This is a genomic window from Vibrio sp. ED004 (assembly GCF_023206395.1).
GTDB lineage: Bacteria > Pseudomonadota > Gammaproteobacteria > Enterobacterales > Vibrionaceae > Vibrio.
In genome coordinates, this window is record NZ_CP066149.1 from 336931 (window position 1) to 363039 (window position 26109).

23 protein-coding genes and 2 pseudogenes are annotated in these 26109 nt (G+C 44.7%); 13 read left to right on the forward strand and 12 right to left on the reverse strand.

The features are described from left to right. Nucleotides 1-6: 6 nt before the first annotated feature. The 4 genes from ITG10_RS01400 to hisC all read right to left on the reverse strand — a co-directional run bounded on the left by ITG10_RS01400 (nt 7) and on the right by hisC (nt 4004). The gene (locus tag ITG10_RS01400; RefSeq protein WP_239831084.1) at nt 7-486 is read right to left on the reverse strand and encodes a TRAP transporter small permease; all 480 of its coding nucleotides are present in this window, start codon (nt 484-486) and stop codon (nt 7-9) included. Between the two features lie 67 nt (nt 487-553). After that, nucleotides 554-1513 (reverse strand): TRAP transporter substrate-binding protein, encoded by a 960-nt coding sequence (locus ITG10_RS01405; protein WP_017631798.1) that lies wholly within the window; start codon nt 1511-1513, stop codon nt 554-556. A gap of 573 nt (nt 1514-2086) precedes the next feature. Continuing rightward, nucleotides 2087-2860 (reverse strand): ABC transporter substrate-binding protein, encoded by a 774-nt coding sequence (locus tag ITG10_RS01410; protein WP_026084347.1) that lies wholly within the window; start codon nt 2858-2860, stop codon nt 2087-2089. Between the two features lie 10 nt (nt 2861-2870). Further along, nucleotides 2871-4004, reverse strand: a complete 1134-nt coding sequence (hisC, locus tag ITG10_RS01415) for a histidinol-phosphate transaminase (RefSeq protein ID WP_017631800.1) — start codon at nt 4002-4004, stop codon at nt 2871-2873. A gap of 181 nt (nt 4005-4185) precedes the next feature. On the opposite strand from hisC, the pseudogene ITG10_RS01420 reads away from it, so the two are divergent. The 6 genes and pseudogenes from ITG10_RS01420 (at nt 4186) to ITG10_RS01445 (ending at nt 8169) form a co-directional block, all read left to right on the forward strand. Further along, nucleotides 4186-5072: pseudogene (locus tag ITG10_RS01420) on the forward strand (LysR substrate-binding domain-containing protein). Nucleotides 5073-5413: 341 nt separating this feature from the next. After that, nucleotides 5414-5662, forward strand: coding sequence for a hypothetical protein (locus tag ITG10_RS01425; RefSeq protein ID WP_017631801.1), 249 nt, complete (start codon nt 5414-5416; stop codon nt 5660-5662). Between the two features lie 108 nt (nt 5663-5770). Beyond that, nucleotides 5771-6337: a septation protein A gene (locus ITG10_RS01430; RefSeq protein WP_017631802.1), complete on the forward strand. Its 567-nt coding sequence runs from the start codon at nt 5771-5773 to the stop codon at nt 6335-6337. Nucleotides 6338-6604: 267 nt separating this feature from the next. Continuing rightward, the gene (yciA, locus tag ITG10_RS01435; protein WP_017061510.1) at nt 6605-7003 is read left to right on the forward strand and encodes an acyl-CoA thioester hydrolase YciA; all 399 of its coding nucleotides are present in this window, start codon (nt 6605-6607) and stop codon (nt 7001-7003) included. Nucleotides 7004-7475: 472 nt separating this feature from the next. Beyond that, nucleotides 7476-7772, forward strand: coding sequence for a YciI family protein (locus tag ITG10_RS01440; RefSeq protein ID WP_017631803.1), 297 nt, complete (start codon nt 7476-7478; stop codon nt 7770-7772). A 1-nt stretch (nt 7773) separates the two neighbouring features. Beyond that, nucleotides 7774-8169: a GspS/AspS pilotin family protein gene (locus ITG10_RS01445; protein ID WP_176680106.1), complete on the forward strand. Its 396-nt coding sequence runs from the start codon at nt 7774-7776 to the stop codon at nt 8167-8169. A 75-nt stretch (nt 8170-8244) separates the two neighbouring features. Here the strand turns inward: ITG10_RS01445 and metE are convergent, their stop codons facing one another. Further along, nucleotides 8245-10608: a 5-methyltetrahydropteroyltriglutamate--homocysteine S-methyltransferase gene (gene metE / locus ITG10_RS01450; RefSeq protein ID WP_017631805.1), complete on the reverse strand. Its 2364-nt coding sequence runs from the start codon at nt 10606-10608 to the stop codon at nt 8245-8247. A gap of 280 nt (nt 10609-10888) precedes the next feature. On the opposite strand from metE, the gene ITG10_RS01455 reads away from it, so the two are divergent. Then, nucleotides 10889-11800, forward strand: coding sequence for a LysR substrate-binding domain-containing protein (locus ITG10_RS01455; protein ID WP_017630953.1), 912 nt, complete (start codon nt 10889-10891; stop codon nt 11798-11800). Nucleotides 11801-11939: 139 nt separating this feature from the next. On the opposite strand, the gene ITG10_RS01460 is transcribed toward ITG10_RS01455, so the two are convergent. Continuing rightward, entirely contained in the window at nt 11940-12140 is a 201-nt protein-coding gene (locus tag ITG10_RS01460) for a DUF4250 domain-containing protein (protein WP_004741624.1), read from the reverse strand. Between the two features lie 128 nt (nt 12141-12268). Continuing rightward, nucleotides 12269-12949, reverse strand: a complete 681-nt coding sequence (locus ITG10_RS01465) for a hypothetical protein (protein ID WP_017630952.1) — start codon at nt 12947-12949, stop codon at nt 12269-12271. 237 nt (nt 12950-13186) lie between these two features. Here ITG10_RS01465 and ITG10_RS01470 point away from each other — a divergent pair, with 237 nt between their 5' ends. Next, on the forward strand, nt 13187-15589 hold the full coding sequence (locus ITG10_RS01470; protein WP_128644367.1) for a YgiQ family radical SAM protein: 2403 nt from the start codon (nt 13187-13189) through the stop codon (nt 15587-15589). 101 nt (nt 15590-15690) lie between these two features. Here the strand turns inward: ITG10_RS01470 and ITG10_RS01475 are convergent, their stop codons facing one another. Then, entirely contained in the window at nt 15691-16341 is a 651-nt protein-coding gene (locus ITG10_RS01475) for an XRE family transcriptional regulator (protein WP_017630950.1), read from the reverse strand. A 131-nt stretch (nt 16342-16472) separates the two neighbouring features. Between ITG10_RS01475 and ITG10_RS01480 the strand changes: the two genes are divergently transcribed. Beyond that, the gene (locus ITG10_RS01480; protein ID WP_017630949.1) at nt 16473-17687 is read left to right on the forward strand and encodes a benzoate/H(+) symporter BenE family transporter; all 1215 of its coding nucleotides are present in this window, start codon (nt 16473-16475) and stop codon (nt 17685-17687) included. Between the two features lie 74 nt (nt 17688-17761). On the opposite strand, the gene ITG10_RS01485 is transcribed toward ITG10_RS01480, so the two are convergent. From ITG10_RS01485 to ITG10_RS01495, 3 genes are read right to left on the reverse strand one after another with little or no spacing between them, the layout of a single operon-like run. Beyond that, nucleotides 17762-18226: a GtrA family protein gene (locus ITG10_RS01485; RefSeq protein WP_017630948.1), complete on the reverse strand. Its 465-nt coding sequence runs from the start codon at nt 18224-18226 to the stop codon at nt 17762-17764. Continuing rightward, the gene (locus ITG10_RS01490; RefSeq protein WP_017630947.1) at nt 18213-19682 is read right to left on the reverse strand and encodes a glycosyltransferase family 39 protein; all 1470 of its coding nucleotides are present in this window, start codon (nt 19680-19682) and stop codon (nt 18213-18215) included. Before ITG10_RS01490 ends, ITG10_RS01485 begins: the two co-directional genes overlap by 14 nt. Further along, entirely contained in the window at nt 19679-20698 is a 1020-nt protein-coding gene (locus ITG10_RS01495) for a glycosyltransferase family 2 protein (protein WP_017630946.1), read from the reverse strand. The genes ITG10_RS01490 and ITG10_RS01495 overlap by 4 nt, the downstream gene beginning before the upstream one ends. Before the next feature lie 125 nt (nt 20699-20823). On the opposite strand from ITG10_RS01495, the gene ITG10_RS01500 reads away from it, so the two are divergent. The 4 genes and pseudogenes from ITG10_RS01500 (at nt 20824) to ITG10_RS01515 (ending at nt 24726) form a co-directional block, all read left to right on the forward strand. Beyond that, complete coding sequence (locus tag ITG10_RS01500) at nt 20824-21501, forward strand: response regulator transcription factor (protein ID WP_017630945.1); 678 nt, start codon at nt 20824-20826, stop codon at nt 21499-21501. Further along, nucleotides 21498-22796: a HAMP domain-containing sensor histidine kinase gene (locus ITG10_RS01505; RefSeq protein WP_017630944.1), complete on the forward strand. Its 1299-nt coding sequence runs from the start codon at nt 21498-21500 to the stop codon at nt 22794-22796. Before ITG10_RS01500 ends, ITG10_RS01505 begins: the two co-directional genes overlap by 4 nt. Before the next feature lie 92 nt (nt 22797-22888). Next, a complete protein-coding gene (locus tag ITG10_RS01510; protein ID WP_017630943.1) occupies nt 22889-23818 on the forward strand; it encodes a pyridoxal-phosphate dependent enzyme in 930 nt (309 codons plus the stop codon). 170 nt (nt 23819-23988) lie between these two features. Further along, a pseudogene (locus ITG10_RS01515) lies at nt 23989-24726 on the forward strand (dienelactone hydrolase family protein). A 75-nt stretch (nt 24727-24801) separates the two neighbouring features. On the opposite strand, the gene ITG10_RS01520 reads toward ITG10_RS01515, so the two are convergent. Next, nucleotides 24802-26055 carry a D-amino acid dehydrogenase gene (locus ITG10_RS01520; RefSeq protein ID WP_017630940.1) on the reverse strand — a complete coding sequence of 418 codons (1254 nt, stop codon included), beginning with the start codon at nt 26053-26055 and terminating at the stop codon, nt 24802-24804. Between the last annotated feature and the right edge of the window lie 54 nt (nt 26056-26109).

Here is a 26109-nt window from a genome sequence, read left to right on the forward strand (position 1 = left end):
TATAACTTACTTTTTGTTGGGTTCACAAAAAAGATCAAACGTATTCATGACCAGATAAATGAGGATAATAACGGCTGAAATTGGCAATATTGAATAGACCGTCGACATCGGTAATTGCAGTGCCGGAGATAGTTGTTGTGTGGTTCTTCCCATTAAGGCAATACCACCTTGAAGCATTGCCAAAGAGACAAATGCGCCAGAAATTACATTGATGAGTAAATGTAGTGCTATGTGTGCTTTGCCCTTAAGATAACCATCCAATAACGTTATTGCTAAGTGTCCTTTGATACCAAATAAGTAGCTTGCTCCCAATAAGCCCAGCCATACCATCGCATAACGAGCAAGTTCATCAGTCCAGTTACTTGGGTCATTCAAAACATATCGACTAAAAACCTGCCAAGTGACCGTCACGACCAGTAACATGAGTGCAAAAGAAGAGACAAAAAGAATCAACCTATCAAGTAGGTTTCTGAAAGTTGCTAACATGGGGTGATACCTCAAAAAATTTTGCCTTAGCAAAGCCAAGGCAAAATTATATTTTCACTAATACTGGTTAAAGAACTTCAATTTTTTCAATGAATGAAGCTAATTTAGGATCTTTTTTCGCTTCATCAATCATAGGTTTAACAGCTGCACGGAAAGGGGCTTTATCAACCTCAACAAACGTTACGCCTGCTTTCATTCCTTTCTCTTTGTTCATGTCATCTGTTGCGTCCCAGATCTTGATCTGCTCTTCAAGAGACTCTGCTGCTGCTTCCTTTAACATTTTTTGTTCGTCTGGCGTTAGTGAAGCCCATTTATATTCTGAAATGATGATCACATCAGGTGTCATCATGTGCTGGTCCATAGAGTAAAATTTAGCAACTTCACTGTGTTTCATTTCAACTAAGCTAGAAATATTGTTTTCAGCTCCATCAATTACGCCTTGTTGCAGAGCCGTATATACCTCATTGAAAGGTACAGGTGTTGCTTTACCGCCTAATAGGTTGACCATTTCCATCATGGTTGGAGAACCAGGAACTCGAACTTTCATTCCTGCTAGATCGGCCGGAGAGTTAATTGCTTTTTTAGCATAGAAGCTACGTGTACCTGAATCATAAAATGTAAGTCCAATGAAACCTTTACCTTCGCTTGAAAGTAGCATCTCTTGTGCAGCTTCACTTCGCATGAACGTTCTCATATGTGGAACATCACGGAATAAGAAAGGCAGTGCATTAACCTTAAACGTTGGTTCAAAAGATTCAGCTAATCCACCATTGATTTTCGCCATGTCAATCGCGCCAGTAACAACTTGCTCAGCTTGGTCACGCTCAGAGCCTAGTTGACCGTTCGGAAAGATCTTAATCGTAAGGTCACCATTCGATTTTTCTTTAACTTTATCAGCCATGATCACCATGCCTTGGTGAGCAGCGCTTTCTAGTGACATTGCATGCCCTAGGGTCAAAGTTTTTGCCTGAGCTCCAAATGTCATGAGAATTGATGCTGCAGCAATCGTCAGTAGGTGTTTTTTCATGTTCTTCTCCAGAATCCATTTTTGTAAGAGGTACAGTTTTATATGTCACGTTAGCGCCGAGCTTGAGGTCAAAAAATCAATTGCATACCGCTTACCCGTGTAACGCTTCATTACAATATTCTTACCCTATGAATTTTGTATTACAATAATATCCGTATATTTTGTGAGCTAAGGTTCGTATGTGTGCTTGATGCTTGATTTGATTGTGATACCAATCATATTTGGCACTATTTAAGCCATTAATTAGCCTAACTTAGGATTTATTTGGAATTCTTGGGACTTTCAACTGCTTTAAGAACAAGATCTTAACTAAAAATCGAACACAAACTTGTGTTATTTTAAGACCTAAAAATCAATTTCGAAGCATGGGCAAAGAAGGATTCATCGATTGAAAAGTGGGATGTTAACTGCGCTTAGGAGAGGTGATAAGGGTAGAGCTTTGGTAACAAGAGTGGATAAACCGGTATGAGAGCAACAGCGGGAATCTTACTGGATAGAATTGTTTGTAACAAAAATCCGAGTGCCTCACAGCTCTCGGATTTTTTAGTGATTTAACTCTAGGTGCTAGCTCAATTACAAATCACTCCCATAAATATCAAACGTGAAGTACTTCGAAGCAATCTTGTCGTAAGTACCGTTCGCTCTGATCTCTTCGATGGCGTTGTTGAACTGTTTTGCCAGTTTTGAGTCTTGCTTTCTTAGTGCTAACGCCGTGCCTTCGCCAATGTAGGCTTTGTCGGTTACCGCTTTACCTTTAAATTCAAAGCCCTCTCCTTCTTTCTTATCCAAGAAAGCGAGTGACAGTTGATCGGAATTGCCGAAGGTGAGATCTAAACGGCCATTTTGTAGATCCAGATACACCTCATCTTGCCCGGTGTAACGCTTGATGTTGGCAACACTATCAAACTTGTCTGTTACGTAGCGATCGTGGATCGTGCCTTGCTGTACACCGATAGTTTTACCTGTTAGACCTGACTCATCAATTGCAAACTCTGTGCTTTTGGCAGCAACAAATACAGCTGGTGTTTGGTAGTACTTATCAGTAAACAAGATTTTGCGTTTACGCTCTTCGGTAATACGCATTGAAGCCATGATCACATCTGACTTTCTTGCCAATAGACTTGGAATCAACGAATCCCAGCTTTGTGATACCCAAGTACAATCTAGTTTGGCTTGCTCACATAGAGCATCAGCTATCTCAATATCAAACCCGACAGGTACGCCTTCACTGTTTTTATAGTTGAATGGCGGATAGGTAAAGTCTGACGCCAAACGGATTTCTTTCGCCTGTACCGTTGTACCAAGTAGAGCAGCCGCACAAGCAAGTCCTAGTATTATCTTTTTCATCATTGCCATCCTAGATATGATCTTTGTCGAGTTGAAATTGAGGTTCTTTATCTTGAAGCTGTTGAGTTTGTTGCTTCTTTTCTAATTCGGTTTGGTAACTTGTAAGTGACGCTATCACTTCCGCCATGCTCTCTGGGCTACCAATGCTGATTCGAACGCAGTGACGTAATGCGGGCTCATGATGTTGATTCCTTGTCACAATGCCATCTTTCGCCAATACACTAAACAGCTCATGTTCAGGCTTGTGGCGTAATAACACAAAGTTGGTAGAAGACGGGTAAACCTGCTCAATGAAATCAAACTGATTCAGCTCACAAGCAAAGCGATTGCGCAGTTCAACCAACTTTGAGGTTGCTTCTTGCATCACGGCTACACGCTCATTAGATAACGCCTCTAAAACTATCTGAGACGAACAATCTGGCATTGGGTATGGCGGAATAAGCTTAGCGACATACTGCATCACATTTTGACTCGCCAAGATAAAACCACAGCGTACTGCTGCAAGTCCAAAAGCCTTAGACAAGGTGCGAATCACGACTAGATGCGGATAGCGCTCAATCAGGCTCACCGCTGATGTTTGAGGTTCAAACTCAATATACGCTTCATCCACCACAACCAAAGATTTACCCTGAGTCCCTTCAAGCACCTGAATCAGATCCGATTTCGGAATAACATTGCCTGTTGGGTTGTTCGGCGAACAAAGAAAAACGATATTGGCCAACTCGGCTTTATTCACGATGTCAGCAACGTCTAAGCTGAAATCTTCCTGTAAAGGAGAATCAAGCGTTTCAATCGCTAGTGCATCGGCGCAAAACTCATACATGGCATACGTTGGTGAACAGATAAGGATATTGTCTTGAGCCGGTTTGCAGAATGTTCTGATCAGTAAATCAATCGCTTCATCGGCGCCACGCACCGCAATGGTTGCAGCCTCAGTTCCACAATAAGCTTGGTAAGCCTTGGCAATGTCTTGCGGTAGAAAATCTGGGTAACGATTATGGCTGGCTTCTCCTTGAAACAGAGCGCTTTCCAATTCATTTGCGTTTAACCAGACACGTCCATCACCACCAATTCTTCTTGCTGATTGATAAGGTATTAATTTTTTTACAGCCTGAGGCACTAAGTTATCAATAAAAGATGTCAAGAAGCTATCCCTTTCACATAATCACAATGTCTTCACCACTGCTTTCATATTCAAAAAATGTGATTTATACACATATTGAATCACTAATGATGAGTAAGTATTTATATTCAAACAGAACACTATTGATAAATGAATCGAAATAATCACATAATAGCCATGATAAAAAGTCATAGGTAAAGATATGAACAACACACTACCTTCAACCAAAACCTTGCTCGCATTCCTGTCTACTGCAAGGCATCTCAACTTTACACGCGCGGCGCATGAGCTAAACGTGACGCAAGGTGCGGTGAGTCGTCAGGTGTTGTCGTTTGAAGAAAGCCTTGGGTGTGATCTCTTCTATCGCCATGCTCGAGGTTTGTCATTAACGCCTAAAGGGGAAGAACTGGTTCCTCTCATTCAAGGGACTATTCAACAGCTGCAATCGGCACTTAATCAGGTCGCGAGCTCTCCCTCTAAGATAAAACTCAATGCCCCGAGTTGTATTACCTCTTGGCTATTACCTAAGTTGATGTCATTTCAACAGGCCTACCCTGAGATTGATGTCGAGCTCACATCAACCATCAAGCACGTTTTGAGCCAAGCTTTGATCCCTTCGATGCGGTGATCACCTATGGCAAGAAACCAAGCCAGCACTCAATTGTTAGTCAACTGCTGTTCAACGAACAACTCGCCCCTATCTGCCAAGCACAGAGTATTGTGCCAAGCCACCTGATTGACAGCACTTCAACTGTCATCAAGCCACACAAGCTTGCTAAGTACACTTGGTTACACGCTAACAATGAGCAAAGTGACTGGCGACTTTGGTTAGAACACATCGGCAGCAACGACCTTTCAAGTAAGAACAACCAACAGTTCGCCACGCTCGATCAAGCGATGAACGCGGCCATTCAGGGCTTTGGGATAGCGATAGGCGATATCACACTGGCTAAGCAAGATATCGATTTGGGTAGATTGGTGAAAGTGAGTGAAGGCAGTGTGTTCTCAGGCAACGGTTACTTCTTGCTGCAACCTAAGAATCGTCAAAATGCGTCATTATCGACTCTGGTAGATTGGCTTGTTGACTAAAGAGTTACTGGAAATGACCCCAATGAAATTTCTTTTTTAACAAGGCGTTATAAAGGAAAAGCGCCCTCGTTCGTCAGAATGAGAATCAAGTGATTCCCAAATTGATGTAAGAAATCGATTCTCAAAATAAAACTATTCCTCTTCCACAACGTATTGTTTGGGTGAGAGCAGACGAAACCTTCTTTTAGCTCAATGAAAATACAAATCAAATCATTTCGTTAGGTTAAAAGATCTGACCTCATAGAGAAAATGGCATTCGAATTGCTTTGTCATAGATAACCCAACCAATATACAGCAGGTTGCATCTTATTCATCATGCAGCTTGTCACGGAGGATAGGCTATGACCTTACAAAGACATACGTATTACGGCTTGATTCACCACGGAATTAAGACCTTGCTAATGGATAGAGTTGGTCACTTTACTGAGCGTGAATATCACGAGTATCTCGACCTGACGACGGGAAAATCAACGTGTTTCGCCATGAGCGAGCAAGAGCTAGAAAACATGTTAGATAATCTGAAAAGCGAAGGCTATTTAGAAGACATTAAGAAGTTGATTCCTCGCTACCAAACGTCGTCAATCCGCTGACTAGTGCTTAACAAAATTAGTTTTACAGCCAATTGCCTCGGGCTATTTAGCATCGGGGCAATTTTAGTTAGACTGTTTGCAACTCAACTAACTGGATAGTCAGTCCACATGAAACAAATTATTGATTTCATCCCTCTCATTATTTTCTTTGCGCTCTACAAGATGTACGACATCTACACCGCGACAGGTGCGTTGATTGTTGCCTCTGCAGTACAGATTGTTTTGACGTACTTCATCTACAAAAAAGTAGAGAAAATGCAGGTAGTTACGTTCCTTATGGTTGCCGTATTTGGTGGCATGACCATCTTCTTACACGACGACAACTTCATTAAATGGAAAGTGACGATCGTTTACGCTCTGTTCGCTATTGGCCTGACAGTCAGTCATCTTATGGGCAAATCAGCAATTAAAGGTATGTTGGGGAAAGAGATCACTCTACCTGATGCCATGTGGGGCAAAATCAACTGGGCTTGGACTCTGTTCTTTACCCTATGCGCCATTCTCAACGTTTACGTTGCTTTCAGCCTGCCGTTGGATGTTTGGGTTAACTTCAAGGTGTTTGGTCTACTGATAGCGACCTTGTTGTTCACATTACTAACAGGTGTATACATCTATAAGCATTTGCCAAAAGATCAGCAGAAAGAGTTAACGGATAAAAATACCGACGAGAAGTAACCCTAAGGGATGAGTCCTCATTCCCTTTTTGATACAATTCTTATCAATATGCTATTTAACAGTGGCCAATGATACTTGCGATCATTGGCCACTGGCTTTTTTGTGTTGCGGAAACTGGTCAAAATAAAGCCTATTATTTAATGACAATCTCACTAAATTAGCGGTCATCTGGTTTCTTGTTGTTCATTGCACTCATTTGCCAATGTACTTAACCAGTCAACACATCAGTTTTTATTTAAGATAATTAATACCACCAAGAGTACTACAATGACGATTCAATCAACTTTGAACCCTATTGGTTCCTTACTTCTTCGCACGTTAGCGATGCCTTCTGACACTAATGCAGCGGGTCAGATCTTCGGTGGTTGGATAATGTCTCAGCTCGACCTAGCGGGTGGCATCTTGGCGAAAGAGATCTCTAACGGCAAGATTGTGACTGTTTCAGTATCAAGCATTGAATTCAAACAGCCGGTTTCGGTTGGCGATGTAGTGTGTGTTTATGGCGACTGTACCAAGATTGGCCGTAGCTCAATGAATATCGACCTAGAAGTATGGGTTAAGCCTGTACTTGATCATGGCATCGGCGACCGTTACAAAGTTTGTGGCGCGACCTTCAACTACGTGGCAGTTGATGAAAGTGGCAAGCCTCGCCCTATCAACAAATAGTACTTTTCACTAAGTCATATACATCAGTGGTCTTTAGTTTCAGCAAATGAAATTACTAGGGCGTATTGACCTTTCGAGCTGATTTTTGCAGCGAATTGCTGGGTATTTATACAAGGCAGAGGCTTTGATGTGTAGCTAGCCTCCATAAGAAGCCGATAACGTAGTAGAAATGACCAGCAAACGCTGCCCGAAGGGTTCAGCTAAAAGCGTTTTACTCTTTGTTGAGGGAGATTTGCTTAGAATGCTAGGCTACTTCCCCCTCGCCGCGATTAAAACGCTTTTGACTAGGCATCCCCACCCGAACAAAATTTAACCACGAAAGGTCAACACGCCCTAACGACCATACTGCTCTCTCGCACCATTTCACAATTTCTTATCATTAGCCCTTCCAATACCAATTAGTTCGCGTAAATTAGCAAGATAGCGAATTTAAACGCCCCAATTCAGTGAAGTAAAATAAGGATATCTCAATATGTGGTACGTGATTTTTTCTCAAGACGTCGAAAATTCATTAGAAAAGCGCCTAAGTGTTCGCCCACAACATCTAGAACGCCTACAAACACTTCACGATGAAGGCCGACTTTTGACAGCAGGTCCAATGCCAGCAATTGATTCGGATAACCCTGGCGAAGCGGGTTTCACAGGTTCTACTGTGATTGCTGAGTTTAACTCATTAGAAGACGCACAGGCATGGGCAGACGCAGATCCGTACATCGAAGCTGGTGTCTACCAAAATGTCATCGTAAAACCATTCAAGAAAGTATTTTAACGTGAAAAAATGGATTATTGGCTCACTAGCTATGGCTCTGCTTGCAGGCTGTGCTTCAAGTGAGCAAGACCAACAAAGACAACTCGAGATGATGGCGCAGCACCGTGCTGGCGTTTTATCTGCCGGCCTACCGATTGAGTATGGCCCGCTGTCGGTCATGCGAGTACTCGCAAAAAACACCGTGATTGAAATCATGATGATCTACAACCAAGATGCTAAAGGTGCAAAGCCTTTAAACCAAGTTGTAGACATGAGTGTGAATAGCTACTGCACTAACTCAGAAGTAAGAGCAAACCTAGACATGGGCTTGGCTTACAACATCAAGATTCGCAACACACGCGGACAATTGATGGTTGAGAAGCTGATCAGCAAAGATACTTGCCAGAGCAGCAGCTAGATTCGAACAAATATGAACGTCAAAGCCTCACAGTAGCGAGGCTTTTTGTTTTGAGTCATCTAGCTCTAGTGATAGTTAAGCTTCTGCTGACTCCCACTCTTTACGCAATGCCTTAGTCGCAGAGACTAAGTTAGTCAGTGCTGCTTCTGTTTCTGCCCAATTGCGAGTCTTCAGGCCGCAGTCTGGGTTTGCCCATAAGCGTTCTGCCGGAATTTTTTCAGCCGCTTTCTTCAGTAGACCAATAATCCACTCTTGTGACGGAATGTTTGGCGAATGAATATCGTAAACACCTGGGCCAATCGCATTCGGGTAATTGAACTCTTCAAACGCTTTAAGCAGTTCCATGTTCGAGCGAGAGGTCTCAATGGTAATCACGTCGGCGTCTAGTGCAGCCACTGAATCAATGATTTCGTTGAATTCGCTGTAACACATGTGAGTATGAATCTGCGTCTCTGGCTTAGCACTCGCAGCCGAGATCTTAAAGGCATCAACTGCCCACTCTAAATATTCTGCATGGTCGCGTTTTTTCAGCGGCAAACCTTCACGAATCGCTGGTTCATCAATCTGAATAATGTTGATTCCGGCATCTTGTAGGTCAGACACTTCATCACGCAACGCAAATGCCAATTGGTTAGTGATCTCTTTACGTGAGATATCTTCACGTGGGAACGTCCAACACAAGATAGTGACAGGTCCAGTTAGCATGCCTTTCATCTGCTTTGAAGTCAGTGATTGCGCGTAGGTCGACCACTCCACCGTCATCGGTTTTTCACGCTCGATATCTGCCACCACAATCGCTGGTTTCACGCAGCGAGAACCGTAGCTTTGTACCCAACCAAATTTAGTGGTTTGGAAGCCTGCTAGGTTTTCAGCAAAATATTCCACCATGTCGTTACGTTCCGCTTCACCATGAACCAACACATCTAAGTCGAGTGCTTCTTGGCGTTTCACCGCATCCGCGATGTGACCTTTTAATGCGGTGGTGTATTCCGTTTCGCTCAACTTTCCGGTGCGATAAGCGCTGCGTTGAACACGGATCTCGCCTGTCTGTGGGAACGAACCTATCGTTGTAGTTGGCAATAGTGGTAAACCTAATACCTCCGATTGATGCGCGGCACGTTCTGCATAAGGTGCACTGCGCTCTGCTAATGCTTTAGTAATAGTGTTAATCCGTGCCTGTACCTGTGGCTTGTTTACGTGAGTCGCGCTTTTACGGGCAACAATCGGCTGGCTATAAGTCTCACACGCTAAAATGGCATTTTGATCGCCGTCTAGCGCCGCACCCAATAAGCTAACCTCAGTGACTTTTTGTTTCGCGAAAGCAAACCAACTTTTTACTTCATCGCTAAGCGAATCTTCTAGTTCTAAATCAACTGGGCTGTGCAGCAGCGAACATGAACTCGCCACCCAAAGCTTATCGCCTAACTTCTCTTTCACAGGTTGCAGTTTCGCTAGCTGAACAGCCAAGTCTGCTCGCCAAACATTACGTCCGTTGATGACACCAGCAGACAGCACCCACTCTTCCGGTAATTGATTCACGACTTCATCGAGTTGTTGTGGCGCAGCGGCTAAATCAATATGTAAACCGTTCACTGGCAGTTTTACGATTTGGTCTAAGGTGTCCGTCACCGAATCAAAGTAAGTGGTCAATAGTAGCTTCACATCACCTTGAATCACTTGATAAGCCAATTTGAATGAATCTACCCACTGTTTTTCAAGCTCAAGCGACAGAATAGGTTCGTCGATTTGCACCCACTCAACACCCAGTTTGGCAAGCTTAGATAAAATCGCTTGGTAGGCAGTAAGTAGACGTGGAAGTAAGGCTAAACGATCAAAGCCCTCTTCTACTTCTTTACCCAAGTACAAGTAAGACAACGGGCCAAGAAGGACTGGCTTAACCTTATGCCCAGCTTGAATGGCTTCATTCACTTCATCAAACAGTTGTGGCCAGCTCACTTCAAACGAATCATCTTTACTGAACTCTGGAACAATGTAGTGATAGTTAGTATTGAACCACTTGGTCATGTCGGATGCAGCAGCACCATCTTGATCGCTTTCTGAACCATGTTTCCCGCCACAACAAGTTGGCTGCTTTTGAGATTGTATTTGAGTTTGAGATTGACCGCGACCAACGCGGAACAAGGTATCTAAGTCTGGGAAGGCTTTTTCTTCTTCAGATCCACCAGCGTGACGTTTTGGTACATGGCCCAAAAGCAAAGTGGTTGTTAACACATGGTCGTACCATGCGAAGTCACCCGCAGTTGCAAAGCTTAGATTCGCCTCGGCTTGTACATTCCAGTTACGATTTCTCAGTTCGCTGCCGAGCTGCTTAAGCTGTGATTGGTCAATCTCGCCACGCCAGTACTTCTCTAATGTGAATTTGAGTTCGCGTTTTTCACCGATGCGTGGGTAGCCAAGAATATGCGTTGTCGTAGTCATGAACCTGTTCCTTATTCAATAATTGTTAGTATCTTTTCAGACTGCCTATTGTGTTCTTGCTTTCACAAAAAGGCGTCTGGATGGCTAAACTATCTACCCAATCGGAATAATGAACAACGTCCAAATATTCATCTTGTTTATTAAAAATATTCATCTTGAATAAACCTAAGATAAGGAACTTAAATCCATCTGGACATCTAGACGTTTACAAATGATAAAAAACCCCGTAGGGTGATTATTAAGAAATATTGAATTGGCTTAGGGAATATGAGGAATACTCATGATAGAGCTTAAACACCTTCGAACATTGACTACCTTGAGAGACAGCGGCTCACTGACAGCAACTGCAACCTCTCTTCACCTGACGCAGTCGGCACTTTCTCACCAATTGAAAGACCTTGAGGCGCGCATTGGCGGTCAGCTTTTCCTTCGTAAAACTAGGCCAGTTAAATTCACTTCTGAAGGTGAGATTCTGCTTAAGCTCGCCGATGAGATACAGCCAAGAATCGCTAAAGCAGAGAACGAACTCGCAAGCCTAAAAGAGGACGTGAATGGGCGTTTGCACATGGCGATCGAGTGTCACTCATGCTTCCAATGGTTAATGCCCGCTTTAAAGGAATACCAAGTTGCTTGGCCAAGCGTGACATTAGATTTTTCATCAGGTTTTGGTTTTGAGCCTCTACCCGCATTAATGGCTGGTGAATTAGACTTGGTGATCACCTCAGACATTCAGCCGCGTTCAGAGGTTCACTATGAGCCACTTTTCGATTTCGAGATGCGTTTGATCACGGCAATTAACTCGCCTTTGGCTGATAAGCCAAGCATTGATCCGCAAGATCTTAGCGATCTCACTATGCTCTCCTACCCTGTTCAAAAGCAGCGCTTGGATGTAGTGAAACACTTTTTACAACCTGCAGGCATCGAGCCGAAGAAATGGAAGCAGGCAGACAACACATTGATGTTGGTACAAATGGTATCGGCAGGATTAGGTGTCGCGGCATTGCCAAATTGGGCAATCAGTGAGTTTTCAAGACAAGGCTTAATCGCCAGTAAGCCATTAGGAACAGGACTCTCAAGAAGACTATTTGCAGCGGTAAGAAACTCAGAAAAAGACAAGCGCTACCTACAGGCTTTCTTTAGTACGGCAAGGCAACAAAGTAAGAGTCATCTTGATGGCATCGAGGTCGTTTAACAATCACCATCGTCAGTTAACTCCGCTTACGCCAAGTACAAGAGACAACCGTCAGAAACAAAAAAAGTCACAGATAATCTGTGACTTTTTAGTTTCAGTACCGATGATTTTCGATACCTGTTGATTCGCGAAAAATAGACTATCTTGCGTAAGATTTAAACTGGTTAGTCAGTGGGTCGTATTGATAGCCAAGCATATCAAGCTTACCGACGACACTTTCTATATCCATCTCATACATGCTAATGAGCTCTTCAAAACTGTCACACTCTAAGCGCAGTTTCTCGTTCACTATTCCTAGCAAGATAATGCTATCCAGACTTTTGACGTTGCTTAAATCCATCTCGTACTCCTTACGAACACACTGACTAGAATTAAGTTTAGAACGCTTACTAAGGTCACGCTAAAAAACAGATCACACTTCTTAAATCAGATACGTGGTTACAATGACCAAAGTTACAATACCCAAAGTTACATTGCCCAAACTGGCGTTAAACCAACAGCAGCCGCTAATAACATCAGCAAAGAAACCGTAAGTTGAAGTTTTTCAGGTGTCTTAACAAACAGTAGATGCCAACACCACACTACGATAGAAGAGATCAACAAAGCGAAGCTAAATAGCAAGGTGGAAATTACTGGCTCTAACTGAGCTTCAGAGAGTGAGTAAACGTTCACGACTGTCGCCAAAACCACCAACATACCCGTCAATACACCCATCACAGGCAAAACACGGTGGAATGCTTGCAAACGCGTTCTTGCGATCGTCAGCAATAAATGACCAAACGCAGCACCTAACAATACCACCAACAACAGGGTCGTAATGATGCCGACTGTGGTTGCTTGTTCCGTCGCTTGAATAGCAACGTACGACAGCGCCAAACCACACGCCAAATACATAACCCAGATAGGGCCAGAATCACGAGTCTTTTTGGTTTGAACTTGAGAATAGAAATAAAAGATTGCGAACACGACCAGAAAGGCTTCAATTTTCACTGAGGCAACCGCCAGCCACAGCACGCCAATTGCAGGCAACATCTTGTGAATACGGCCACGTTGTCCCGGGCAAATATCCCCTTTCACCAAGATGAGGGTTAAGATCAGTTGGGCTCCTAAAAGCATCGGAGCAAATTGTACTAATAACGTTTCGACCATTGTGGATCTACTTCTTCAGACTTATTTTCGCGAATAATATCAAAAACTGCTGCGAACACTAATCAAAATCACAAATTAGCGACGTTATTCAAGGCTTCAACTATGCTGTTGTATGGCTCTTTTGCTGATTTTAAAAGCGATAACACGAAAGACACCAGAACTAACAGGGGCATGTTCTACTGGCTAGTCAGGGCGCATGCCGCTATAATTCCCGCCTCAAAAATCAGAGGTCGAAATATGTACAGCGATATCACTCCTATTCACGAACACAAAAAATACTGGGCCGAGTGCTACGGAACTGCACCCTTTTTGCCTACCAGTAGAAAGGAGATGGATGCTCTTGGATGGGATAGCTGTGACATTATTATTGTAACCGGTGACGCGTATGTCGATCACCCGAGCTTTGGTATGGCTATCATTGGCCGCCTACTTGAAGCTCAAGGTTTCCGCGTGGGCATCATCGCTCAACCAAAGTGGGACAATAAAGATGCCTTCATGAAGCTAGGTAAGCCTAACCTATTCTTCGGCATCACAGCGGGTAACATGGACTCCATGATCAACCGCTACACCTCTGATCGCAAATTACGTCACGATGATGCTTACACTCCAAATAACGAAGGTGGTAAGCGTCCTGACCGTGCAACTCTGGTTTACTCTCAGCGTTGTCGCGAAGCCTACAAAGGCACGCCAATCGTTCTTGGTGGTATTGAAGCGAGCTTGCGCCGTGTTGCGCACTACGACTACTGGTCGGACAAAGTTCGTCGCTCGGTATTGTTTGATGCAAAAGCGGACATCCTTCTTTTTGGTAACGCTGAGCGTGCACTGGTTGAAGTAGCACACCGCATTGCTGATGGCGAAGACATGTCAACGCTGACAGACATTCGTGGTACGGCAATCAATCTTGCAGCAGCGCCTGAAGGCTTCAAAATCATCGACTCTTCTCGTATCGAAAAACCGAACAAAGCTTACGTGCCGGTAAACCCGTACGAAGTGGAAACGCAATGTGATACTAAGAAAGATGAGAAAGAAGAAGTAAAAGCGCAGCCGATCACGATTCGCCCTTCTCGTCACGATGCAAAAACAACAGCCGTTCGTATCCCAGGTTACGAAAAGCTAAACAACGACCGTATTCTTTACGCTCACGCTAGCCGTATCTTGCACCTAGAGACAAACCCGTACTCAGGTCGTGCTTTGATTCAACGTCACGGTGACCGTGAACTTTGGGTTAACCAAGCACCAATTCCATTGACGACTGAAGAGATGGATTACGTCTTTGGCCTTGCTTACAAGCGTGTACCTCACCCTATGTACGGCAAAGCGAAGATTCCTGCATACGACATGATCAAAACCTCGGTGAACATCATGCGTGGTTGTTTTGGTGGTTGTTCTTTCTGTTCAATCACAGAGCACGAAGGTCGTATCATTCAAAACCGTTCGAAAGAATCTATCTTGGATGAGATCGAAGACATTAAAGATAAAGTACCTGGCTTTACCGGTACTATTTCTGACTTGGGTGGCCCAACGGCAAACATGTACCGTTTAGGTTGTTCAGATCCGAAAGCAGAGATTAACTGTCGTCGTCCATCATGTGTGTTTCCTAAGATCTGTGAGAAGCTAAACACAGACCACCAACACACGATTGACCTGTACCGCTCTGCGAGAAAAGTTCCGGGCGTTAAAAAGATCATGATCGCTTCTGGTGTTCGTTACGACTTGGCGATCGAATCTCCAGAATACGTGCGTGAGCTTGTGACTCACCACGTAGGTGGCTACTTGAAGATTGCTCCAGAGCATACTGAAAAAGGCCCACTGGACCTGATGATGAAACCGGGTATGGGCACTTACGATCGTTTCAAAGAGATGTTCGAGAAGTACAGCGCTGAAGCCGGTAAGAAGCAGTATCTGATTCCTTATTTCATCTCAGCTCACCCGGGCACAGAAGATGAAGACATGCTTAACCTTGCGTTGTGGCTTAAAAAGCACAACTACGAGTGTGACCAAGTACAGAACTTCTACCCATCACCAATGTGTAATGCAACGTCGATGTACTACTCAGAGACGAACCCTCTGAAGCGTGTGAAATATAAAAAGCGTGAAGATGTGCTAGTGCCTAAAGGTGACCGTCAACGTCGTCTGCATAAAGCACTGCTTCGTTACCACGATCCAGAAAACTGGAAGATCATCCGCGAAGCGCTAATCGATATGGGTAAGAAGCACCTTATCGGTGACAAGCCGGGCTGTTTGATTCCGGAAGAAGACTTTGATGCACAAACACCGGCACAACGTCGTAAGTCTGGTCGTCATGGCTCACAACGCTTTGCAACTAAGCACAGCAAATCTCAACCGGGTTTAGGCGGCGAGAAGCCACGCAACCATTCCAAATCTGGTGGCAATAAGCCTGGTGGTAAAAAGCCGAATGGTAACGGAAACGGTAGCCAAGGCAATGCTAACCAAGGTAACGGTAAGCAAAACGGCGGCGGTAATGGCAACGCTCGTAAGCCAGCGACTGGCTTCATTAAGAAAAGTCCTGGTAGTCAATCACAAGGCAATGGCGGCGGAAACCGCAACAAAGCCGGCAATGGTCAAGGTGGCAAACCTGCTGGCAACGGAAAGAATCGCCAACGCGCGACACAACGTTAATATTGTGAGCCAATAAACTTAGTCATAATAAAATACAAAGCGCAGCTATTTAGCTGCGCTTTTTTGTGTCTTGAAGTTCCAAGTCATTAACACCAGTAAATCTATGCACGCTGCCACTGGTCAGGATAATGGATGATATTATGGAAAACCGCTTGTTCCGTCCCGATATTCTTGTATCCATGAAGTTGTTCGGCATTAAAGCGTACCGCTTGCCCCGGGCTCAATTCATACCAGCAATCGTCGAAGAACACCGCCATACGACCTGAGATACACAAGATATGCTCAATCACCCCAGTGCTGTGTGGTTCAGAAAAATGCTCATAGTTCTCTGCTAGCCCAAGCTCATATACTTCAAAGCCTAACGAGGGTTCAAAAGGAAAAACAACGCTCACCGAGAAGCCCTTATTCAGGCTTTCATCGCGCAGCTCATTAGCGTCTCGGAACAAGCTCACCAGTTCATCACTAGAGCAAGACAGAATTAAACTCGAAAATGACACGTTCAAGCCCGTCGCGATTTGCCACAACTTAGCTACAGTCGGACTAGACTCTCCACGCTCGATCTGACCGAGCATCGCTTTACTGACACCGGTCGCCTTTGCAGTAGCGTCGAGGCTCCATCCTTTCTCTTTACGAATTCGTTTTAGATTGTGGCTGACTTGCAACTCGTCTTGACCACTCAAACTCTCTTTTAGATTAAAGCTAGCGTCTACATTCATGTTCTTCGGCATGTTCTTCGGCATGTTCTCGTTCATCTACCTACTTAAGTTTGCTCGTGCCTAAAATCATCACGAACAAAATTTATACAAATAACACTTGTGCGTTATAGCGCACAAATGCTAAGTTAGTTCTATGTATGTTATAACGCACAATGAGAGTGGTTAGTATGGGTCAGATTAAGTTTTCTCACATCAGTACTGGTTTTATTGCGGTATTTATCGGTTATGCGAGTGCGGCGGCGATCATCTTCCAAGCGGCGACCAGTGCAGGAGCAAGTCAGCAACAGATCGCTTCATGGTTTTGGGCGCTCGGAATTGGTATGGGTGTATCGACAATTTTGCTTTCGTGGCGATACAAGCAACCAGTCGTGACCGCATGGTCGACGCCGGGTGCTGCGCTACTTATCACCTCATTGGACGGGCTCACCGTAGAGCAAGCTGTGGCGATCTTCCTATTTAGCTCGCTGCTGATCACTATTACGGGTCTAACAGGTATCTTTGACACGCTACTTAAACGAATCCCAACATCTATCGCCTCTGCAATGCTAGCGGGTGTGTTGTGGATGTTCGGCATCGGGATATTTACCTCTTTGTCTCAAGAGGCGATTATCATCGGCACCATGTTAGCCGCGTATATTTTTGCTAAGCCTAAGTTTGGTAATTTATTGATTCCTTTTATCTTGTTGCTTGCCGTTATTATGAGTGGCGTCGCGGGGAAGCTCGATCTGTCAGATGTGAACTTAACGCTGACTCAACCTATGTTCATCACCCCAGATTTTGATTTGGCGTCTTTATTGAGTGTAGGTATTCCGTTATTTGTGGTGACAATGGCATCACAAAACCTGCCCGGTTTCGCAGTATTGAAAGCCAATGGCTATAACCCACCAGCGTCACACATTATCACCACAACAGGTATCACGGGGTTATTACTTGCTCCTTTTGGCGGCTTTGCCTTTAACTTGGCAGCGTTGACTGGGGCAATATGTATGAGCCCAAATGCCGACCCAAATCAGAAAAGTCGTTACAAGGCAGCACTAGCGATGGGTGGTTTCTATCTGTTGGCAGGGATATTAGGCACAACCTTTGTGTCTCTGTTCTCATCAGTTCCGCAAGCCATCATTATAACCATTGCGGGATTGGCCTTATTGCCAACTCTTGCGAACTGCCTAACAACGGCACTTGCTGATGAGACGCATAGAGAGGCTGCACTCCTCACCTTCTTACTTACTGCCTCTGGGATTAATTTTGCCGGAGTCGGCAGCGCATTTTGGGGATTATGTTTAGGGTTAATTTGCTACGCGATCAAGAACTGGCAACTAAAAGCGGCTCGAACAAAGCAGGCTCAACCTACACAAGCGAACGAAGGCAAAGAGCAGAGTTAAATTTACCTTCAGAGCTATCCAAAGATTCAATAAAAAAGGCAAGTCATTAGATGACTTGCCTTTCTCTTTCTTTTTCAGCGGGTAAAGACCCAATACTGACTAAACAGATAGTTCGTCACCATGCCGACTAAAATACCCACGGCCATCGCAATAAACACAGCGCCAGTAAACGCTGGCAGCAACTCCGTCATCAGCTTAAAGCACAGTAAATTAGGCACCGCTGATATCGACGCTGAGAACATGAACTTTTGCCACTGAATCAGTTTATCAGACCAACTACCCTGCCCTTTGAACCCAAAAGTCAGGACTCGATTACCAAACCATGTTGTCGTTGCAGCCGCAATGAAAGACCCAATTCTCGCCGTCATCAAAGGCAAACCAACCATGTAATGCAGCAAGGCAAATACCGCACAATCAACAACAAACCCACCAACACCAACCACAGCGAACCGAACCATCTTGTGATGGGACTGGAGCCTTTGACAGTGTGCCTGAAGCTTGTTGTTGAACATTTGCACCCCTGAGTTAACGCTGAACATCACTTGCACTTCTAATGTGGCTCAGCGACAAATTTGGTTTGATGTTTTGGCTATGGCAACTAAACAAAGCACGCTTTATTTTCACCGTGGGTTCCAAAATACACGTTAACGCATTGTCTTTAATCTTGGTTTCTACTTCCGCTCTTTTGCCAATCAGATAGAACTTGTCGATGCCATCCAGTTGTTCGATATCAAGCAGTTTTTTCGCTTGCCCGTGGCTATAAAACTGCCCAGAGAACGGTCGTTTACCGACATAAAAACTTGGCGATGAATCGGTGATCTGTTCGAAAATAATACGGTCACTCTTCTCGTTCGCTTTACCTAGGTTTAGGTAAACCATCGCTATCATCAGCAACACAGGCAGAACTAACGCAACGCTCGAGAACCACTTCTTATCTTTTTCCACCACAAGTATAGCAACCAACAAGCCAAGAGCTGGAATACCCGGTAACACGTAAGCTGGAAGAATATTGCCCGCCATGGTGAAAAGAATCAGAGGTGAAATCAACCAGCACACAAGGAATGAAAACAGCCCGCTATTCTCAGCGTTAATTTCCGCAATTTTCTTACGTCGAGCAAACGCCAGTATCGGCAATACAATCGACCAAGGCGCAGCAGCTTGGATCCAGAATACCCAAATCATACCTCGTGTTTCGTCGTGAGCGGATCCGTAAAGATCCCCCTCCCAGCCACTCACAACAAAACGCTTAAAGTGTTCGCCAACAATAAAGTAATCAATAAAGCCCGGTGTCGCCATTTCTGCCATGATGTACCAAGGCAGAGCAATCACTAACATCACACCTAAACCAGACAACAATGGGAAACGTTGCCAAAGCGCTTTAAAAGCACCGAAGAATCCATGCTGTAAGACCAACCAAGGGAATACCGCGATACCCATGATGACAATCGCTACTGGCCCTTTTGCAAGTAAACCTAGCGCTAAACCAATAAAGCCAACGTAACCCCAATTTCTATTGGTCTTCGCATTCCCTTCTCCTTTCCAACATAGGTAGAAACCCAGCATGGCAATAGTCATCGCTAAGGTTAATGCTATGTCTGTCATTACAGCACCCGCAGCAATAGAGAAAATACCGCATGTAGCCAATACAACGGCTGCGACCAAAGCACTTTGACCTGTTCGCTTCGCCATGTAAGCGGTCAGCAAGATCGTTACGACACCCGCTAACCAATGAGGTGCACGAACGGCAAATTCACTCAAGCCGAACAACTCAATACCCGCAGCACTCATCCATGTAAACAGCGGCGGCTTACCCCAGAAAGGAATGCCATAGTCGAATTGTGGTGTTAACCAGTTTCCTGTTTCCACCATCAAACGAGCCATTTCGCCATAGCGCGCTTCAGTAGTGTCCATTAATGGATAGGTTGCCAGAGATAAAAGCCTTAGAACCAATGCAAAAGCCAACAAATACCATAGGTGCGTTCGGTTCAGGCTCATGCTGACTCCTCTAATTTAAAATGTGTTTTTAATGCAGGTGTATCGACCACGGATTGGATCAGATACAAAGGACGATTCTTGGTTTCGATGAAAATACGACCTATGTATTCCCCCATTAAACCAATACTCAGAAGTTGAATGCCGCCAAGGGCAAGTTGAACGACCATCATTGATGGGTAACCCGTGATTGGCTCACCAAACATCAGGGTTTTGAACACGATGACCATCCCATACACAAAAGCCGTTAGGGCAACGAGGCCACCGACTGCCGTTGCAATTCGCAGTGGTCGGATAGAGAACGAGGTAATGCCGTCCATCGCCAAGCCAATCAACTTCAAGTAGTTCCACTTGGTCTCACCACAAAAGCGAGCGTCGCGCTTAAATTGGATCGTCGCTTGTCTGAAACCCGGCCATGAGAAAATGCCTTTCATGTAGCGATTACGTTCAGGAAGTTGATTGATATGGTCGACGACTTCACGGCTCAGCAGCCTAAAATCACCGACATTTTCAGGAACATCGATCTTCGCAGCCACGTTCATGACCTTGTAAAAGCTCGCCGCTGAAAACTTCTTAAACCAGGTTTCACCGTCACGCTGGCTGCGCTGCATGTTGACGACGTCATAGCCTTCACGCCACTTAGCAACCATTTGCGGGATAAGCTCAGGCGGATCTTGCAGATCTGCGTCTAACAGAATCACCGCTTGTCCACGACAGTGCTCAAGGCCAGCACTCATGGCTGACTCTTTACCAAAGTTACGGCTTAAACCAATCACCGAGATTGAGCTATTGATTGAAGTGAATGAACTCACTAAGTCCAAGCTGTTGTCTTTACTGCCATCGTCGACATAAACAATTTCACTCGTGATTGGTAAGCTATCGAGAACCTTAGTAAGGCGAGAATGGAACTCTTCCAACACCTCTTGTTCATCGTAAAAAGGCACAATGATAGACAAAGAAACCGCAGGGTTGATCTGCGATGTGGTTATTTTGGGGCGGCTAATATGAAGTTCAGACATAATATGTTCTTCTATTTTTTAATCTGGAGCCAATCTACCCTCCCATAAGTGAAAGTTATGTTATTGACATATTTTTCACGCTCACTCAGGATAATGTTACTGTCTATTTCTGTATGAGAATCAAAATGAAACGAGTTCTATTAGTCGAAGATAACCGTGAAATTGCAGGTGTCTTGTTTGATTATTTTGAGTGTATTGGCATGGAACTCGATTACGCGGACAACGGCGAGCTTGGCCTGCAACTCGCGTTGGATAATTCATTTGATATCATTATCTTAGATTTGATGTTGCCAAGAATGGACGGCCTAACGGTTTGTAATAAACTACGAGAACAAGGCAACGCAACACCCATTTTGATGCTGACTGCACTAGATAGCCGCGAAGATATGTTGAAAGGCTTTGAACATGGTGCCGATGACTACCTCACCAAGCCTTTTGATTTGGATATTCTAGAAGCGAGAATGAACGCATTAGTTCGTCGTTACCGCGGAAAAGTGGCCTCTTCTAAACTCCAGTTCGATGAACTCACCATCGACCAAAAGACACGTAAAGCATACCGCCAAGATAAGCTACTTGCGCTGAACCCAACCACTTACACCATACTTGAGATGCTTTGCCAAAACGCACCTGAAGTGGTTACTCGCGAAGATATCTCATACAAATTGTGGGAAGAAGACGAACCCAATAACGACGTGTTACGCAGTCACATCTATCAACTGCGTAACCAACTCGACAAACCTTTCGACACGCAAATGTTGATTACCGTACCTAAAGTTGGATTCCGTTTGGAGTCGTCGAATTGATCTTAAATGTCCTCACAAGCACCAAGACCTTAACCGGCCGCCTAGCGCTTTTCTTTGGGTTAATGGCCGTGATTGTGTCGGCATTCGTCTATGTGGTTTTTATCGCCGCACTGTATTTATCAGAAGACCGAGTTGGTGAAAGGCGTATCCTGATTGACCGCAACTACGCCGTAGGTTTATTCCAAGCTGGTGAGAGTGGCGAGTTAAGAATTGATGACCTAACCATCGCCTACAACGACCCGTCGTTCATACCTCAAGAATACAAAAAGTACGTTGAAGGCAAAGAGAGCTTTGTTGGCGAGGTTGGTGAAGAGCCAGACTCACGCATGGTGTATGTCGGAGAGTATTCTGATGAAGGTGAAACCCACCCGATCATCCTACTTTCTGAAATAGACCGCGTTGAATTTGATATTTACGAATTAGTGTATGCGACCACCTTTGTACTGACCCTACTCTCCATTCTGATTTTTAGCTTTGGGGCGCTGCTCTATCGATTGTCTAAGCGCCTAATTGAGCCTTTCAACTCCCTGTCTGAACAACTCGAATCCAATAAGCTCAATCTAAACGAAGAGTTTGGTGTGAGTGATGATGCGGCGGTTGAATTCCGTCAATTGACCGATCAACTCAATCAATATCGTCGAGAAATCAATTCGTTAGTCAAACGCGAACAAGCCTTTGCTCGCTATTCAAGTCATGAATTAAGAACACCTCTGACTGTCGCTCGCGGGGCGAATAAGCTGCTCCTTCGTAGTGAAACAACTGAGTTTCAATCTCGTCAGGTTGAACGTATTGATGAAGCCATTGTTCAAATGTCTGAAATGGTCGATGCCCTGCTTGGTCTGGTTCGCTATGAAAGAAACAGTGACGATGCACCACTACGTTTGTTTAGCCAGCAAGAGCTAGAGACTATCGCTTCTAAAAATTCGTTGCAGGCTGACGAAAAGGAAGTCGAGATAACCTTACAAGTTCAATCAGAGCCCACCATTCAAGCCACCAGCACGATCATGAATATGTTGGTCGGAAACTTGTTGAGAAATGCGATTGCAGCAACCAATAGCGGTACAGTAACAATCTCCCTTTCCCAAGACAGTCTTGTTATTGAAGACCAAGGCGAAGGCCTGCAGGAACAATACAACCCGAATGGTCACGGGCTAGGATTATTGATTGTCGATGACTTGTGTCAGCGTTTTGATTGGGACTTTGAATTGTTCAATCGCAGCTGTGGTGGATGTACCGCCAAGATAACCTTTCAAGGCGATTCATCCGCGTTAATATCGAACGAAAACTTGATTTAGACGGTTTACAGCCGTCTCTGGCTACTAGATACTCGTCCGTCCGATTTGATTTAAAAATGCTGGCTCTTTAGTCAGCATTTTGTTTAAGTGCGATGAAACTAAATAATAGCCCTGTAACTCAGCATCAATTTAACGACCACACCTTTTTCTTAAAGCGTGACGATCAGCTTCACTCCCATTTTTGCGGTAACAAAGCCCGCAAGTTCATGAAGCTGCTGGAAGACGAGCATCCAGAAGCCACAACCTTGATCAGCTATGGTTCTGCGCAGGCTAACTCTCTGTTCTCACTCGCAGCACTCGCAAAGATCAAAGGTTGGACGCTTGAGTTCTACGTCGATCACCTTCCCCAGTGGTTACGAGAACGCCCACTCGGTAATTACCGTGGTGCTATTGACCTTGGCGCTAAGGTGATTTCAGTCAAAGAAACAGGCTCTGAACTTCATCCAAAAGCGTATATTGAGCAAGTCAGACAGCCTGACTCCAACTGTATCGTATTACCAGAGGGTGGACGCTCTCAGCTTGCTGAGTATGGTGTTAAGCAACTGGCAATGGAGATACTGAGCTGGACTCGCTTCGAAAACCAACACGATTTTGTGGTCGCACTGCCCGCAGGGACAGGCAGCACTGCTCTCTATCTTCATAAGCATTTAAAGCTGCACAACATCCCAGTGTTAACCTGTGCTTGTGTCGGTGGCAGCGACTATTTAACGCAGCAATTTAATGAGCTAGGTGAAACTGATCACCCACAGGTCTTATCCCTCGAAACCAAACACCACTTTGGAAAATTGTATCAACAGGATTATCAAACTTGGTTGGATCTACAAGAGCAAACCGACATCGAGTTTGACCTGCTTTACGATCCATTGATGTGGCAATGCTTAGAACAATGGCAAGAAAATAACCCAACCAAAACCATTATCTACATTCACCAAGGTGGCATCTTAGGTAACGAATCGATGTTGCCACGCTACCAGCGAAAATATCCAGATATGTGCCGTAGTACGACCAACGCTTCTTGGTAATTGTATCCCGTCAAGCAGCCATCACACTTCATCGTGATGGTTGTTTTAGCATTTCACTTTCATATTTCACTTCTACCCTTCACTTCAAATTAAAAACAGAAATCTGGCGAGAATCATCGTGTTATCTATACTTTCGATTGGAACGTCATTGTCATCTAAAGGAATAACGCATGCGAAAACTCACTACACTCGGCCTGTTTTCAGTTTTACTACCCTTTTCAGTAATTTCTGGAGAAAACGTCACTTACCAAGTCGACGGTATGGACTACGAAGGTTATTGGAGTGAAGCCAGCGACCAAGCGCCTTTGGTGCTGCTAATTCACGATTGGGATGGCTTAACTGATTACGAAAAGAAGCGTTCTGAGATGCTCAACGAACTCGGTTACAACGTGTTCGCCATCGACCTATTTGGTAAAGGCATCCGCCCAACCGAAGTCAAAGACAAAAAACAACACACAGGCTAACTGTACAAAGACCGAGAGAAAATGCGTGCGCTACTCAACGCTGGAGCCACGGAAGCGAAAAGACTTGGTGGCAACTTAGATAACAACGTAATGATGGGATACTGTTTCGGCGGAGCCGCTGTATTGGAAGCCGCTCGTGCAGGCATTCCTTCGAAGGCTTACGTCACCTTCCATGGCGGTTTATCAACACCAAAAGGCCAAGACTACTCTCAGACTAAGGCTCCAATTGTCGTGTTCCACGGTACGGCTGATGCCATGATTTCAATGCAAGATTTTGGCAACCTTGCCGCTGAACTTGAAACGACCAAGGTTCCACATGAAATGATCACCTACAGTGGCGCTCCACATGCGTTTACCGTGTTCGGCTCCAATAATTACCAAAATGAAGCAGACCAAAAATCGTGGGAACGATTCACGCATGTGTTAGAAACCACCACCCGATAAAGCGCAACACTCAAACCGAATCAGCCCATGCTTAATAAACATGGGCTGATTCGTATGACAAAGTATTTTAATGGACTACATGTAACGATGGATACTCAAGTCGTCTGCTTTTATATCGCAATCAGAACCACTGACCACACTCGCTAGTAGCTTTCCTGAACCACATGCCATCGTCCAACCCAATGTTCCATGCCCAGTATTGGTAAATAGATTCTTAATTGGCGTCTTCCCGATGATAGGTGTGCCATCTGGCGTCATCGGCCTTAACCCTGTCCAGTATTCTGCTTTTGAGAAGTCTCCCGCCTGTGGGAAAAGATCTTTAATCACCATATCAATCGTAGCTTTGCGTTTTTCTGGAATCAGGTAATTGAAACCAGCAAGCTCTGCCGTCCCAGCAATACGAATACGATCATCAAAACGAGTCATCGCCACCTTATAGGTTTCATCCATAACCGTTGACGTCGGTGACTTATCCGCACTCACGATCGGCAGTGTCAGAGAATAACCCTTCACGGGATATACAGGAATCGATAAATCCACTTGCTTGAGCAGTTCACGAGAATAGCTTCCCGAAGCCACCACATAAGCGTCCGCTTTGAATTCACCTTGGGTTGTCGTAATGCTCTTTATGGTTTGGTTCTGATGATTCAAACTCACCACTTCAGTATCAAATACAAACTGGACGCCAAGCGCCTTTGCTTTCTCAGTTAAGGCTAAACAGAACTGGTAGCAATCGCCCGTTTCATCATGAGGTAAGTATAAACCGCCCACCAGCTTGTCTTTCACGTCCGCTAAGCCCGGCTCCACCGACAGACACTGATCAACACCAAACAGCGCGTGTTCGATTCCACTCTCTTTAAGTAGCTTCATATCCTGCTGAATAGCGTCCAGTTGCTTCTCGCTTCTGAAGACTTGTAAGGTCCCTTTCTGCCTACCTTCATAAGCCAAATCTTCAGTGGTTCTTAGGTGAGTGAGACAGTCTCGGCTGTAGTTTGCCACTCTTAACATACGTGACTTATTCACCGCGTATTTAGCTTCGTTACAGTTGGCGAGCATCTTGGTCGCCCAAGAAACTAATTCAGGGGAAAGTGACGGCTGTACCTTTAAGGGAGCATGTTCTTGAGTGAGCCACTTCATCGCTTTCAACGGAATACCTGGGGCAGCCCACGGTGAAGAATAACCGTAAGAAATTTGCCCGGCATTCGCAAAACTGGTCTCTTTACCACTGCTATCTTGGCGGTCGATAACCGTCACCGAATGACCCTCTTTCGCCAAATACCAAGCACTGGTCAATCCAATCACACCGCTGCCAATTACGATTACTTCCATTCTCTTCCCCTAATATCCGACACAGTAAAATGTGTCGAACACTGCTGTCGGTTT